Consider the following 14,953-nt stretch of genomic DNA (forward strand, 5'->3'; position numbering starts at 1 on the left):
CAGCCTTTCAGCCATCTCCGGCAAGTGAAAAGACGCCTGCCGGCACCACCTTGCCCCCCGTACCCGCGCCGAAATCTGCGACCGCATGGGTCGCGATTCGCCTAAGGTGTCCCTGCGGTAGATAAGCGCGCTCGGGATCGCCGATCAGCACCTCGATGCCGCTCGCTTGGCAACGCTGCAAGAAATCCATCACCCGCAAGGCAAGTGCGGGATCGTAGAACAGGTCGCCGACAACGACGAGATCAGTCTCCTCCGGCGGCGGCGCCTCGATGATATCGGCGGCGACGGCTACGATCTTCACGCCGTTGATCGCCGCGTTGAGACCGATTGCGGCGATGGCATTGGCATCGACATCGACCGCCGTGACCGTAGCAGCTCCGGCCTTCGCCGCCGCGATGGCGACGAGCCCGGAGCCGGCGCCAAGGTCGAGGACGCGGCGCCCCGCGACCACCTCGGGGCGATCGAGCAGATGGCGGGCAAGCACGGCGCCGCCGGCCCAGGGATAAGCCCAGTAGGGCGGCGGATCGGTTTCTCCCCGGCCGGCAAGTCGCCAGAGCCCGCTCGCAGGGCCTGCCATATAGAGCAGGATTTCGGAAATGGCCGGAACGGGGGAGATTGGCAGATTGGCCTGGATGAAGGCGGCCGGATCGGGACGCGGAATGCCGGAGCGTTTCATCGTCGTCCTGCTCCTGGCCCGCTATAAAACTAACGATTCAATAGTTCTTCATGGCGAGATGCGGCATGCCGCCGTCGAGAAATTCCGCTTGCGGCTAGCCGTCAGATAAAGCCCTCCGCCTGAACCGGCGAAGGGCCTGCGGCGCAATCAGCCGGGCTTCTTCTTCGAAAACTTGCCCTTCGGCCCGGCGCCGCCCTTGCCTTCATATTTCGGGCGTTCGGATTTGGCGCCTTCGGATTTCCCGCCTTCGAATTTCGGCTTGTCGTATTTTGGCTTGTCGAATTTCGGCCCATCAAATTTAGGCTTATCGGATCTCGGGCCATCGAAGCCGGGCTTGCCCGGTTTCTTGCTCCAGGGCTTGGTGTCCTGTCTTTGCTGGCCGCTATTGTCAGCTGCAGCATATCCGCCGCCCGGAGCCTTGCCGAACTTGTTGTTCGGGCGTTCCTCGCGGAATGTGTCGCCCGGTCGCTCGTCACGCGACGACTTGCCGGCATAGGGCTTTGGCGACGGCGCCCGGCTGAAATCCGGCGTGCCGGAAAGCTTTGTCACACGGATGCCGCGTTCGAGCGCCTTGTTCGGTCCGATCGCTGCCAGGAAGCTTTCGGCACTCGCTGCTGCGATCTCCACAAAGGTTTCCTCAGGCTGCATCTTGATCGCACCGATCTCGCGCTTCGTGACATTGCCGTTGCGGCAGAGCATCGGAATCAGCCAGCGCGGCTCGGCATTCTGCTTGCGTCCGACCGAAACGGAGAACCAGACGCTGGCGCCGAAATCCTCGCGCGGTCCCCTCTGTGCCGGCTCGAACGGCTCGGCATTGTCGCGGCGCTTGCGGCTGCGATCGTCCTGCACGGTAACCTCGAGGAGGTCTTCCGGCGCCGAATGATTGGTGCGGTAGAGGCGCAGGAAGGCGGCGGCTAGCTTCTCGGCTCCGTGGCTGGCGAGTAGCTGCTGTACCAGCCCCTGTTCTTCTTCCTGCGGCGCTTCGCTGAAGATCGGATCGGCGAGCAGCCGCTCGTCGTCGCGCTCATTGACCTCCTCGGCCGACGGCGGCCGCGCCCAGGCAGCCGAAATTCCGGCATTCTCGAGCAAGCGCTCCGCCTTGCGCCGTGCATTCAGCGGCACGATCATAGCGCTGATGCCCTTGCGTCCGGCACGGCCGGTGCGGCCGCTGCGGTGCAGCAGCGTATCCGGATTGGTCGGCAGATCGGCATGGATGACGAGATCGAGGCCCGGCAGGTCGATGCCGCGAGCGGCGACGTCGGTCGCGATGCAGACGCGGGCGCGCCCGTCGCGCATCGCCTGCAGCGCGTGGGTGCGTTCGTTCTGCGTCAGCTCGCCGGAGAGTGCCACGACGGCGAAATTGCGGTTGTTGAAGCGCGCGGTCAGATGATTGACGGCGGCGCGCGTCGAGCAGAAGACGATGGCGTTGGTCGCCTCGTAATAACGCAGCACGTTGATGATCGCATTCTCGCGGTCGCTGGGGGCTACCATGAGCGCGCGATATTCGATGTCGACATGCTGCTTTGCCTCGGCCGCGGTGCTGATGCGCACGGCGTTGCGCTGATAGCTTTTGGCAAGCTTGGCGATCGCCGCCGGCACCGTTGCCGAAAACATCAGTGTCCGGCGCTCGTCCGGCGCCGCATCGAGAATGAATTCCAGGTCTTCGCGGAAGCCGAGATCGAGCATCTCGTCGGCCTCGTCGAGCACGGCGGCCTTTAGGTCCGACATGTCGAGCGCCCTGCGACGAATATGGTCGCAGAGCCGGCCGGGCGTGCCGACGACGATATGGGCGCCGCGTTCGAGCGACCGGCGCTCGCTGCGAATGTCCATGCCGCCGACACAGCTGGCGATCACCGCGCCGGTCATCTCAAACAGCCAGTCGAGCTCACGCTTTACCTGCAGAGCAAGCTCACGTGTCGGGGCGATGACGAGCGCCAGCGGGGCGCCGGCATTGCCGAAACGCTCACTATCCTCAAGCAGGGTCGGTGCCAGCGCCAGGCCGAAGGCGACGGTCTTGCCGGAACCGGTCTGGGCCGAGACCAGCGCGTCGGAAGCGGCAAGCGCCGGATCGAGCATCGCCTTCTGCACCGGGGTGAGTTCGGCGTAACCGCGCTTCTGCAACGCCTTGGCGATCGCCGGAACGACGCCGTTGAATTCTGTCATGAGTTCGATCTTTCGGAGCTGTCAGGCGCGAAATGCGCCATGGCCGGAGCCAGCCGGCGGGTATTTGCGCCGTTCCTAGCCGCTCCCGCCGCGATTGTCAAAGCGTGCGGCTGCGCCACAGCCACGCGTCGATATGCCTTGCCCGGCCGCGCAGCGTCGTTTCCAACGGACCCTCCATGCGGCCCGCCTGCAGCAACGCGCTGTCGGGGCCCGCCGCGCGGACGATTTCGGCGCTCAGCGCCAGCTCGACGCCATGGCGGGCGGCGACCTCCATCAGGCGGCTGCCGACGTTGATGGTGTCGCCTGCCGCGGTGATCTGTTGCCGGTCGCCGGTGCCAAGGCGCGAGGCGACGATCGGGCCGCAATGGGCGCCGACCTTGAAGCCGATCCTCTTCTCCGCGAAGCCTCCGTGCGATCCAAGCCAGGCCCGCGTGCGCTCGCACAGGCTGACGGCGCAGGCAGCGGCCCGGGCGGCATCGTCATCGGCAGGCTCCGGCAGGCCGAACAGGATCATCGCCCCGTCGCCCATGAAGCTGGTGATGGCGCCGCCGTGGGCGCGCGCCTCCTCATCGACCAGTTCGAAGAATCCGCTCAGAACCTCGCTCACCTTGACCGGGCCGAGGTTTTCGCTGAGGCCGGTGAAACCCGAGAGATCGATGAAGATGACGGCAGCGTTCTGGCGCACCGGTGCGGCGAGGAAATTTGGATCGCGTGCCAGCCACTCGCCGAGGCCGGGCGCCTCGATGCGCTGCAGCAACGCGCTCTGCTCGGCAAAATGGCGGGCGCGGCCGCGGTCGCGCCAGAGTTCGGCTGCACCGAAGATCAGCGCCGGCGGCAGCGCTGCGGCGATCGGCAGCGCCGCGCTCAGCCAATAACCATGCGCAAAGGCCGAAAGATTGAGCAGCGCCCAGACGATCAGCGTCAACACGATGATGAGGTAGCCCATAGCACTCCGTCGCCAGGCAATCAGCGAAACGAGCACGATCGGCAGGCCGAGGGCGATGCCGGCATCGATCAGCCTTATCCGGTGGTCGCGCACCATGCCATCGCCGCTGACGAGATGGGTGATCGCCGTCGACATCACCTCGACGCCGGGCATAACCGGATCGAACGGCGTCGGGAAGACGTCGCCGCCGCCGGTGACCGTCGAGCCGATGACGACGATGCGGCCGGCAACCGCATCGGCCGAAAGCGTGTCATCCAGCCCATCGGCCGCGCTGAAGGTGGCGATGCTGCCGTGCCCGCCATAGAAGGTCACCGGCAGCCGCTGGCCGATATCGGTGGGGATACGCAGCTTTCCGAGCATGATGGCATCGGGTTCGATGCTGGGGTCGACGCCGAGCGCCACCGAAGCGGCGCGCAGCGGAAAGGCCGGATCCAATCGATCCGCGGCGCGTGAGATCAGCGGAATGTAACGCGGCGTGCCGGTCTGGTCGGTTGCGACATTGACGATGCCGACGGCGGCGGCCTCGGCAAAGCGGGGAAGCGGCAACAGAAGCTGACCTGCCTCGGGGATGGCGGCGAGCGGATCGTTGGCGGCATCGGTGACCTGCTGGCTGCTTCTGGTGAAGGTGGCTGCGGCCGCAATCACGCTCGGCCCCTGGGCAAGGGCGGTAGCCAGCGCCGCATCGCCCTCCTCCGGCCCGGGATCGACCAGCAGAATGTCGAGCGCCAGGGCCTTCGGCTTCAAGGCGTTGATTGCGCTGACAAGGCGCGCAAGTGTGGCCCGATCAAGGGGGTAACCGTGGGACGCCGCGGTGCGGTCGTCGATGGCGACGATCGAGACGCCGGGAGGCGGCGTTTTCGCCCCGACGATAACGCTGCGGATATCGGTGAGCGAGGCCTCCATCCGGTCGAGAAGGCCGCTTCCGGCAGTGAGATTGGCATAGCCGAGCGCAGCTCCCCAAAGGCCGGCGAAAAACAGCGCGATCACCGTCTGCAGGCGATGGTTCATCGATTACTGGCCGAGGCGGGCAAGGAGAGCGGCGGCGCGCGGCGCCGGCCAGCGACGCACGATGAGGGGTTCCGTTCCGGCACTGACATCGACGCCCTCGCCCGGCGACAGCACCACCTGCTCGCCAGCCGGTCGGCGGACCGCGACGCTGCCTCGCACGACCAGCACCGAGGTCTTGCCGCCTGCGACGTCGACGGCCCATTGCGTGCCGCGCACGGCGGCGATCGCCTGCGGCGTCACCACCTCAAAACCACTCGCGTGCTGGCTGCTGTCGACATCGACGAGGATGGCCTTGCGCCGCAGCGACGCTGAATCGGGGCTGCCGTCACGGTTGCGGTCGGCAAGGCGGAAGGAGGCGCCAGCCTCCGCCGTGATCTTTACTCCGCCGGGACAAGTGAACACCTGGCGGGCGCCGGCGTCGCGCGAGATCGTGCAGCCGGCAGACTGCGCAAAGGCCGCCTCATGTGGAATGAGGCCGACAGCGAGTGCGGCGGCAAGCAGGCTGCGAAGTTTCGTATTCATGGAAAGGCCCCCATGACCGTGCGGGCAGCTTTTTCCAAAGCGTCCGCCAACCGTCTTCTTCCATGGCAGGCATGATAGCCGAATTCGGATAATTCCCTAGGTAAAAAAGCAAACCGCCACAATCGCCAGCATTAGCGGCTGGTGTTGGTATCCGGCGCTGGTCCGGCATAACGCGCCCGCGGCCGGATCAATTCGCCGCTGTCGATCTGCTCCATCGCATGCGCAAGCCAACCGGCGGAACGAGCGAGCGAGAACATGATGATCGGCGCCTCCTTTGGAAGATCGAAGGCGGCGGCCATCGCGGCAAGCGCGAAATCGAGATTGACCTTCTCGCCGACCATTGCTTCGCCCGCATCACGAAGGTCTGCAAATTCCAGCGGCAGGGGGAAATGCGAGAGCAGCGCAATAGCCCTGATATCGCCGTCGGGATAGAGCGGATGGCCAAAGGCCGACAGGCGATGGCCCTGAGCAAGCGTGCGGCGGATCGCCTGCTCGGCCCCGAGGGTGACAGCGGCTTCGATCAAGGCGTCGACACCCTGCCAGGCGGCGCCATGCAGTGGCCCGGTCAGCGTCGCCAGTCCGGAAAGCACGGCGGCCGAAAGCGCGGCACCCGTCGATGCCGTGACCCGCGCCGCAAAAGTCGAGGCGTTGAGTTCGTGATCGGCAAGCAGCACCAGCGCCCGACGCAGGCAATCGGCAGCATCCGGCCGCTGCCAGCTTTCCGCAAGCCGCAGATGCAGCGGCCGATCCGATGGCCCCGGCGCCAGAGCATCGGCGACGGTGGAGAGGACTCCCTGCGCCTCGCGGCGAAGTACCGCCTGCGATCGGCCGAGCGACGGCAGATCCGATGTCACCCGCCCTGCCAGCGCCAGGAAAGCAGCCTGAAGCGACGGAGCGGCGTACCCGGCGCCGGCGCCGGAGAACACCGCTTCCGCACCGTTCCAAAGCAGTGCCGCCGTCTGCTCCAGCGTCGCTGCCTCGGCAAAAACGGCCGCATCGAGTCCGCGATAGGAAAGCCGCCCATTGATAATGGTGGAGATTGCCGACGAGAGAACCGGATCGCCCCACTTTATCGCCTCGGCGGCAACGGTTTCGGTCTTGCGGCGGCCGGCATGACGCTCGGCAAGCCGCTGCACGTCGGTCGCCTGGTAGAGGCTGCGGCGTGGGTCGGTGGGATCGGCCTTGGCACGGATGCGACCGCGGCTGACATTGGCGTAGAGCGTCTGCGGCTTGGTCTTCAGCGCCCGTAGCGCCTCCTCGGCGGTCAGCCACGACATCGGAGCCTCATATTGATCAATTGCGTCAAGATTGACGTCAATGAGACTAGGTCGGATCATCCAGTCCGTAAAGGAGAAAACAATATGAAAAACGGCTTGGAAGATGTCATTGCCGCCGAAACGCAGCTCTCGGATGTCGATGGCGAAGCGGGGCGGCTGATCATCCGCGGCATATCGCTGGATCATCTGGTCTTAGACGGCACCTATGAAGGTGTCGCCGCGCTATTGCTCGACGGGCTGATGGAACGAAGCTTCGGTGAAACAGAATTGCGCGGCTGGCTGGCGAAAGCCCGAACTGGGGTGTTCGATCATATCAAGGCTGCCGATACCGCCCTGCTCGCCCTGCCCCCGGTCGATGCGATGCGGGCACTGATCGCCCGGCTGCCAGACGGTGAGGATTTCGATACAGCGCTCAGCCTTCTGGCAGCGCCCGCCGTCTTCCTGCCGGCTGTTCTGCGCCTGCAGCGCGGCGAAAAACCGATCAGGCCCGACGCCTCGCTGCCGCAGGCGGCCGATATCCTGCGCATGCTGACCGGCAAATTGCCGACCAGGGAGCAGACGGCGGCGCTCGACGCCTACCTCGTGACGATATCGGACCATGGCCTCAATGCCTCGACCTTCGCATCGCGCGTCATCGCCTCGACCCAAGCCGGGCTCACCTCTTCGGTTCTGGCGGCGCTGAGCGCGCTGAAGGGGCCGCTGCATGGCGGCGCGCCCGGTCCGGTGCTGGACATGCTGGACGCGATCGGAACGGCCGAGAATGCCGAGCCATGGCTAGGCGAAGCGCTTGATCGCGGCGAACGGCTGATGGGCTTCGGCCACCGCATCTACCGCGTCCGCGATCCGCGCGCCGATGCGCTGAAAGACGCCCTGAAGCCGCTGATATCAACCGGGCAGGTCGACAGCGCCCGCGGCGCGCTGGCGGAAGCCGTGGAAGCTACCGCCTTGGCGATCCTGAAGCTGCGCAAGCCCAACCGGCCGCTCGACGTCAATGTCGAGTTCTACACGGCGCTGCTGCTGGAAACGCTCGGCTTCCCGCGGCAAGCCTTCACCGGCGTCTTCGCGATCGGCCGCACAGTCGGATGGCTGGCGCATGCCCGCGAACAGGCGCTCGACGGTCGGCTGATTCGCCCGCGCTCGATCTATATCGGCCCGCTGCCGGCCGCTGCTTGACGGCAAACTTTGGCGGCGGGGCGTGTCCCCGCCACCAACCGTCAACCGCCGACGAAAGCAGCCAGGTTGTCTAGCGTCAAACGGCACCCTTCCTCATTGTCTTCAAGGCGGATGCCGGAGGGAATGTTGTCGCAGGCCATCGTCACATCGGTGCCACCATCCACCGGTGACAATGTCGTGCTGACCATCATCTCGCCGGAAAAGCCTTCATCTTCGGAATCGAAGACCGTGGCCCAGACGATCCGCTCATCAGGCACGAGTCTTGCGAAACGGCCTTCGAACCTTTCGGTCTTGTCGGAGGTCTTGCCCGGCTGCGACGCCTCGTCATCAGGATAGACGAGCGACATGCTGAATGCGCCGCCTTCCCTGCCTTCGAAAGCATGGACGATCCCGCGCATCGAACCGGGCGGAAGCCAGGTGGCGACCGCCTCCGCATCCAGGAAGGCACTGTAGATGCGCTCAGGCGGCGCGGCGATGAAGCGTGAAACGGTCGTGCTGCGTTGGGTGGCCATGCCGGCAAAATAGAGCACCACAAGCACTTGCCCAGATCGCGCTTGAAATCGCGCGATCTGGATCATCATTGTGATTAGACGAGACGGCTCTGTTCCGTCGCCGCTTCGATGAAGCTGGCAAACAGCGGATGCGGGTCGAGCGGCCGGCTCTTCAGTTCCGGGTGATACTGCACGCCGATGAACCAGGGGTGATCGGCATATTCGATCGTCTCCGGCAGCACACCATCCGGCGACATGCCGGAGAAGACGAGGCCGCAGCTCTCGAGCCGGTCCTTGTAGTCGACATTGACCTCGTAGCGGTGGCGATGACGCTCGGAAATATCGGTAGAACCGTAGATATCCGCGATCTTCGTGCCCTTTTTCAGCGCCGCCTTGTAGGCGCCGAGACGCATCGTGCCGCCGAGATCGCCGGCTGCCGTGCGCTTCTGCAACTCGTTGCCCTTGACCCATTCGGTCATCAGGCCGACCACCGGCTCCTTGGACGGGCCGAATTCGGTCGAGGACGCGCCGGACACGTCGGCGAGATTGCGCGCCGCCTCGATGACGGCCATCTGCATGCCGAAGCAGATGCCGAAATACGGCACCTTGCGTTCGCGGGCGAAGCGGGCTGCGTGAATCTTGCCTTCCGAACCGCGCTCGCCGAATCCGCCCGGCACGAGGATGCCATGCACTTTTTCGAGATAGGGCGCCGGATCTTCCTTTTCGAAGACCTCGGACTCGATCCATTCGAGCTTGACCTTGACGCGATTGGCGATGCCGCCGTGATGCAGCGCCTCGATCAGCGATTTATAGGCATCCTTGAGGCCGGTATATTTGCCGACGATCGCGATCGTCACCTCGCCCTCCGGCGTGCGGATGCGGTTGCAGACCTCTTCCCACGGGTCGAGACGCGGCTTCGGCGCCGGCTCGATGCCGAAGGCAGCCAGCACTTCGTCGTCCAGGCCTTCCTTGTGGTAGGCAATCGGCACATCGTAGATGTTGGCTACGTCGAGCGCCTGGATGACGGCGGACGGGCGCACGTTGCAGAACAGCGAGAGCTTACGGCGCTCTGCTTCCGGAATTTCGCGGTCGGCGCGCACCAGCAGGATATCGGGATGAATGCCGAGCGCCTGCAGTTCCTTGACCGAATGCTGGGTCGGCTTGGTCTTGAGTTCGCCGGCGGCCGGAATGTAGGGCATCAGCGTCAGGTGGACGTAGACGGCGGTGCCGCGCGGCAGGTCGTTGCCGAGCTGGCGGATCGCCTCCATGAAGGGCATCGCCTCGATGTCGCCGACCGTACCGCCGATCTCGCAGATGACGAAGTCGTAGTCGTCATTGCCCTCGATGACGAAATCCTTGATCTCGTTGGTGACGTGCGGGATGACCTGCACCGTCGCGCCGAGATAGTCGCCGCGCCGTTCCTTGTCGATGATGTTCTTGTAGATGCGGCCGGTGGTGATGTTGTCGGTCTTGGTCGCCGAACGCCCCGTGAAGCGTTCGTAGTGGCCGAGATCGAGATCGGTTTCCGCGCCGTCGTCGGTGACGAAGACCTCGCCGTGCTGGGTCGGGCTCATCGTGCCCGGGTCCACGTTCAGATAGGGGTCGAGCTTGCGAAGCCGGACCCGATATCCACGGGCCTGTAGCAACGCTCCGAGAGCCGCGGCCGCAATTCCTTTTCCGAGAGAGGAAACCACGCCGCCAGTGATGAATACGTATCGCGCCATGGGATTCACCGGATACCTTTTCAAAAACGATTCCACCAGCCCCAAAAATTCTTTTCCGGAATTTTCGAAGCGTGGCGAAGGAATCTGAACAAAAGAAAACCGGCAGACCCGAGGGCCTGCCGGCGGTTTATGTCGAAGACCGGCTTACTGTCCCGTCGGGACGCCGGCGGGCTGAGCCGGTGCCGGCGCGGTTGCGGCCGGAGCCGTCGTGGAAGGTGCGGTAGCCGCGGGGGCCTGCGCTGCCGGAGCCTGAGTTGCCGGCGCTGGTGCGGCAGGCGTTGCCGCCCCGCTGCTCGGAACGCCGTTGCCGGCCGGCTGACCTGCCGGCGCCTTCGCACCGCCGCCGAGCGAATCGAGAATGCCGTTGCCCTGCCCGCCCGTTGCCGGAATGCGGTCCAGAATATCGCTCGGACGGCCTTGGTAACGCGTCAGTATCCCGAGGCCGAGCGAGGTCAGGAAGAACAGCGTCGCCAGGATCGCGGTGGTGCGCGTCAGCGCATTGGCCGTGCCGCGGGCCGACATGAAGCCCGAACCGCCGCCGATGCCGAGGCCGCCGCCTTCAGAGCGCTGGATGAGCACGACGCCGACGAGCGCGAGCACGATCATGAGATGAATGACAATCAATACGGTCTGCATGGGTCCAGTCCTGCCCGCCTGGAGACGGACATAAGTAAGAATTCTGGCGGCTCTTTACATGAGGCTTTGATCTATTCCAAGCCCTTCGGCCCGGAATAAACTTGGGAATTCACAATGCCTCAGGCGAGCAGCGCCTCATAGGCCCGGTAGATGGCGAGGAAGTCGGCTGCTTTCAAGCTCGCCCCGCCGATCAGCGCACCGTCGACATTGGCGATGCCCATCAGCTCGCCGGCATTGGCCGGCTTGACCGAGCCGCCGTAGAGAAGGCGCATCTTGCGGCCTTCATCGCCGAAGCGGGCCACTAGCTCGGCGCGCATGAAGGCATGCGCCTTTTCGACATCGCCTGATGTCGGCGTCACACCGGTGCCAATCGCCCAGATCGGCTCGTAGGCGATGACCGTGCTCTCGGCGATGGCGCCGTCCGGAACCGAGGCGGAAAGCTGACGCTTGATGACGTCGAGCGCCTGGCCGGTCCGGCGTTCATCCGCCGTCTCGCCGATGCAGATGATCGCCGTCAGCCCGGCGGCGAAGGCAGCCTCCGCCTTGGCGCGGACCAGATGATCCGTTTCAGCATGGTCGGTGCGCCGCTCGGAGTGGCCGACGATGACATACGTGCCGAAACAATCGGCAATCATCTCGGCCGAGATGTCGCCGGTATGCGCGCCTGACGGGTTCTGATGGCAGTCCTGGGCGCCGATCGCCAGCGGGCTGTCGGTGCAGAGCGCCGTCGCCACGTAAAGCAGCGTCGTCGGCGGGCAGATCAGCGCTTCGACCTTGTCGGCCAGCGGCGAGGAAACACCCTCGGCGATCGTCTTGATCTGATCCAGGGAGGCACGCATGCCATTCATTTTCCAGTTTCCCGCCACGAGCGGGCGCACGTCAGGTGTCATGCCAGCCTTCCAAATTCTGCATATGCCCAAATTCTGCATATGCATTGGGCAATATCAAAAGCGCGCGGCAAAGAAAAGCATCATGCCCTTGACGTAAGGGGAATCTCGGCGATCCAGCCTATATTTCTGCCGAAAAATGCTAGGGAGCCCGCTTCAGCCGGCGAGAATCCAGTTCAAGACCCGGCGCCAGTCGATCATCCGGATCGGCGTGCCGTGATTTCCGGTCTCAAACAGCGTGAACCGTGTCGGATATTTTGCCTTGTGCAGGCTTTCGAACAGCGCCTGCTGGTCGCTGGCGGCATAGACCGGGTCGCGGCTGCCGTGCGCGAACCAGAGCGGCAGCTTCGCCTTGTAGAAGGCGCTCCTGGTGAAATCGGGATCGGCGACGCCGCTCATAACAAGCATGCCCTTCAGCCGCTTGACGCTGTCGCCGTCGCGCGCAATGCCCCAGCAGACCTGGCTGCCCATTGAGGCGCAGGAAAGGATGACCGGCCGGCCCGGCGATTGGGCGCTGGCATAACGGATGAGGCCGGTGATTGCCGCAACGCCATTGCTGTCGAAACTCCTGACCGTCGGCGAATAATAAACGCCGCCATTGCCGGCGACGAGGTTCTTCAGCCGGTTGAAATTGCCGCCGAAGCTGTAATCGTTGGCGCCCAGCCGGCGATCGCCGTCGCGGCCATGGATGAAAATTACCGTGAAGGCGGCATTTTCGGCCGGTCCCACCCTGGTGACATCGAGCCTGATGCCGACGAGAGGCAGCGTCTCGTCGGCTTGAGCCTTGCGGATGCCAAGCGCCACATATTTCTGCTGCACTCGCTTTTGCGGGATCTGGTCTCGACCGTTGATATCGCGCATCTCGTTATAGTCGATGACCTCGAATGCACCGTCATCGCCTGTCTGCAGCGTGGCCTGCTTCGAAAACAGATCGTCCTTGAAAGGCGGCAGCGCATCGGCCGCCCGCGCCGGCCCGACAGCAGACAGGATGGCCGCGGACAAGAAAAACGCCGCAATTGCGGTGATGATGGTGCAATCACTTGTGGACATTCGCATTCGGATGGCTCCTGAAGCCTGCCGCCGCTTGCCATTCCGCGCCCGGCAACGCAAATCATTTGGGAAAAGCCGCCAAAACCGGCGGTGTCGCGTATAGAGGTGCTTTCTGGCAAAATCTGCCTGATTCGCAAACGTGACATGAAATGCGGTGATTTTGGGTCGGCGGCGGATGCCCGCCCAAGACAGGATGAAGATCTGAACGGATCCATGGACGATAGCAACGACCTCTTTTCCGGAATGCCCCTCTCTGAAAAACGCGAGGAGGCGCAGAAGCCTGCCGCGCCGGCCGAGCGGCCACCGGTCACGGCTGCGCCCGCCCCTGCCCCACCCGCCGCCGCACCCCCTACTGCCGGAGCATCAGCCCGGCCGGCGCCCGCTGCGTCGAATTCGGACGAATACGGCGCCTCGTCGATCCGCGTCCTCGAAGGCCTCGAGCCGGTGCGCATGCGCCCGGGCATGTATATCGGCGGCACCGATGAAAAGGCGCTGCATCACCTTTTTGCCGAAGTCATCGACAACGCGATGGACGAGGCGGTCGCCGGACACGCCAATTTCATCGAGGTCTATCTTGACCTCGAAGGTTATCTCACCGTCTCCGACAACGGCCGCGGCATCCCGGTCGAGAACCATCCGCAGGTACCGGGCAAGTCGACGCTCGAAGTCATCATGACCAAACTGCATGCCGGCGGCAAATTCGACGGCAAGGCCTACGAGACCTCGGGCGGTCTACACGGTGTTGGCGTCTCGGTCGTCAACGCCCTTTCCGACGACCTCGAAGTCGAGGTGGCCCGCAACCGCAAGCTCTACCGCCAGCGCTTTTCCCGCGGCCTGCCGCAGGGTGGCCTCGAAGAGTTGGGCGACGTCCACAATCGCCGCGGTACCCGCGTGCGCTTCCATCCCGACCCCCAGATCTTTGGCGATCATATGAAGTTCGATGCCGCCCGCGTCTTCCGCATGGCGCGCTCGAAGGCCTACCTATTCGGCGGCGTCGAGATCCGCTGGAGCTGCGAGGCGGGCGTTTTGCCTGAAGGGTCCGAGGTCCCTGACAAGGCCGTCTTCCACTTCCCCGGCGGCCTGAAGGACTATCTCCAGGCGACGATGGGCAAGGAATTCACCGTCACCCGCGAGATCTTTGCCGGCAAGACGGAGAAGGTGAGCGGCCACGGCTCGATGGAATGGGCGATCACCTGGTACGGCGGAGATCCGCAGGTTCATTCCTATTGCAATACCATTCCGACGCCCGATGGTGGCACGCACGAGGCGGGCCTGCGCATCGCGCTGACCAAAGGCCTCAAGGCCTATGCCGAGCTGACGCAGAACAAGCGCGCCGCCCAGATCACCACCGATGACGTGATGATCTCGGCCGTCGGCATGCTGTCGGTCTTCATCCGCGAGCCGGAATTCGTCGGCCAGACCAAGGACAAGCTCGCGACCGTCGAGGCTCAGCGCATCGTCGAGAACGCGCTTCGCGATCCCTTCGACCATTACCTTGCCGATAATCCGAACGAGTCGGCCAAGCTGCTCGACTGGGTGATCGAGCGCGCCGAGGAGCGCCTGCGCCGCCGCAAGGAAAAGGAAGTCAACCGCAAGACCGCGGTGCGCAAGCTGCGCCTGCCCGGCAAGCTCGCCGACTGCTCGCAGAATACTGCCGAGGGCGCCGAACTCTTCATCGTCGAGGGTGACTCGGCAGGCGGCTCGGCCAAGCAGGCGCGCAACCGCGCCAACCAGGCAATTCTGCCGCTGCGCGGCAAGATCCTCAACGTTGCCAGCGCCGGCCGCGAAAAACTCGGCGCCAATCAGCAGCTCGCCGATCTCATTCAGGCGCTCGGCTGCGGCACGCGCTCGAAATACCGCGACGAAGACCTGCGCTACGAGCGCATCATCGTCATGACCGATGCCGACGTCGACGGTGCCCACATCGCCTCGCTGCTCATCACCTTCTTTTATCAGGAGATGCCGGAGCTGGTGCGCGGCGGCCACCTCTTCCTCGCCGTGCCGCCGCTCTACAAGATCACCCAAGGGTCGAAATCCGCCTATGCCCGCGACGACAATCATCGCGCCGAGCTGATGCAGACGGAATTCAAGGGTAAGGCCAAGGTCGAGATCAGCCGCTTCAAAGGTCTCGGCGAGATGATGGCCTCCCAGCTCAAGGAAACCACGATGGATCCGTCCAAGCGCACCTTGCTGAAGGTCATGATCGACGAGGTGGATTTCGAGGGCACCCGCAGCGCCGTCGACGATCTGATGGGCACCAAGCCGGAAGCCCGCTTCCGATTCATCCAGGATCGCGCCGCCTTCGCCGAAAACCTCGATATTTAAAACATATGCGAGCGGGATAGACGTGGGTTCGGCGCGGCCTGCATTTTAGCATCTGCGATTTCACGGAACTGACGA

The 14,953-nt window shown here is 64.4% G+C and carries 12 protein-coding genes; 2 read left to right on the forward strand and 10 right to left on the reverse strand.

All coding sequences use genetic code 11. The annotated features are described in order from the left end of the window. Positions 1-7 precede the first annotated feature (7 nt). From HJB84_RS11875 to HJB84_RS11895, 5 genes are all read right to left on the reverse strand, one after another. Positions 8-676 carry a methyltransferase gene (locus HJB84_RS11875; protein WP_207580533.1) on the reverse strand — a complete coding sequence of 223 codons (669 nt, stop codon included), beginning with the start codon at positions 674-676 and terminating at the stop codon, positions 8-10. A gap of 147 nt (positions 677-823) precedes the next feature. After that, the gene (locus HJB84_RS11880; protein ID WP_207580534.1) at positions 824-2,839 is read right to left on the reverse strand and encodes a DEAD/DEAH box helicase; all 2,016 of its coding nucleotides are present in this window, start codon (positions 2,837-2,839) and stop codon (positions 824-826) included. 97 nt (positions 2,840-2,936) lie between these two features. After that, on the reverse strand, positions 2,937-4,793 hold the full coding sequence (locus HJB84_RS11885) for a CHASE2 domain-containing protein (RefSeq protein WP_221116009.1): 1,857 nt from the start codon (positions 4,791-4,793) through the stop codon (positions 2,937-2,939). Positions 4,794-4,796: 3 nt separating this feature from the next. Continuing rightward, positions 4,797-5,315 carry a FecR domain-containing protein gene (locus tag HJB84_RS11890; protein ID WP_207580536.1) on the reverse strand — a complete coding sequence of 173 codons (519 nt, stop codon included), beginning with the start codon at positions 5,313-5,315 and terminating at the stop codon, positions 4,797-4,799. A 131-nt stretch (positions 5,316-5,446) separates the two neighbouring features. After that, the gene (locus tag HJB84_RS11895) at positions 5,447-6,592 is read right to left on the reverse strand and encodes a citrate synthase (protein WP_207580537.1); all 1,146 of its coding nucleotides are present in this window, start codon (positions 6,590-6,592) and stop codon (positions 5,447-5,449) included. A gap of 84 nt (positions 6,593-6,676) precedes the next feature. Here HJB84_RS11895 and HJB84_RS11900 point away from each other — a divergent pair, with 84 nt between their 5' ends. Then, positions 6,677-7,765 (forward strand): citrate synthase/methylcitrate synthase, encoded by a 1,089-nt coding sequence (locus HJB84_RS11900; protein ID WP_221116010.1) that lies wholly within the window; start codon positions 6,677-6,679, stop codon positions 7,763-7,765. 41 nt (positions 7,766-7,806) lie between these two features. Here the strand turns inward: HJB84_RS11900 and HJB84_RS11905 are convergent, their stop codons facing one another. The 5 genes from HJB84_RS11905 to HJB84_RS11925 form a co-directional block, all read right to left on the reverse strand. Further along, positions 7,807-8,277, reverse strand: coding sequence for an SRPBCC family protein (locus tag HJB84_RS11905; protein WP_221116027.1), 471 nt, complete (start codon positions 8,275-8,277; stop codon positions 7,807-7,809). A 74-nt stretch (positions 8,278-8,351) separates the two neighbouring features. After that, positions 8,352-9,980 (reverse strand): CTP synthase, encoded by a 1,629-nt coding sequence (locus HJB84_RS11910; protein ID WP_007629126.1) that lies wholly within the window; start codon positions 9,978-9,980, stop codon positions 8,352-8,354. A gap of 144 nt (positions 9,981-10,124) precedes the next feature. Next, positions 10,125-10,616, reverse strand: coding sequence for a preprotein translocase subunit SecG (secG, locus tag HJB84_RS11915; RefSeq protein ID WP_221116011.1), 492 nt, complete (start codon positions 10,614-10,616; stop codon positions 10,125-10,127). Between the two features lie 119 nt (positions 10,617-10,735). Then, a complete protein-coding gene (tpiA, locus tag HJB84_RS11920; protein ID WP_207580540.1) occupies positions 10,736-11,506 on the reverse strand; it encodes a triose-phosphate isomerase in 771 nt (256 codons plus the stop codon). A gap of 153 nt (positions 11,507-11,659) precedes the next feature. Then, on the reverse strand, positions 11,660-12,559 hold the full coding sequence (locus tag HJB84_RS11925) for an alpha/beta hydrolase (RefSeq protein WP_221116012.1): 900 nt from the start codon (positions 12,557-12,559) through the stop codon (positions 11,660-11,662). Between the two features lie 207 nt (positions 12,560-12,766). On the opposite strand from HJB84_RS11925, the gene parE reads away from it, so the two are divergent. After that, positions 12,767-14,878, forward strand: a complete 2,112-nt coding sequence (gene parE / locus HJB84_RS11930) for a DNA topoisomerase IV subunit B (protein WP_207580542.1) — start codon at positions 12,767-12,769, stop codon at positions 14,876-14,878. Positions 14,879-14,953: the final 75 nt, after the last annotated feature.

Origin of the sequence: Rhizobium sp. NZLR1b, from assembly GCF_019685155.1 — a bacterium.
GTDB lineage: Bacteria > Pseudomonadota > Alphaproteobacteria > Rhizobiales > Rhizobiaceae > Rhizobium.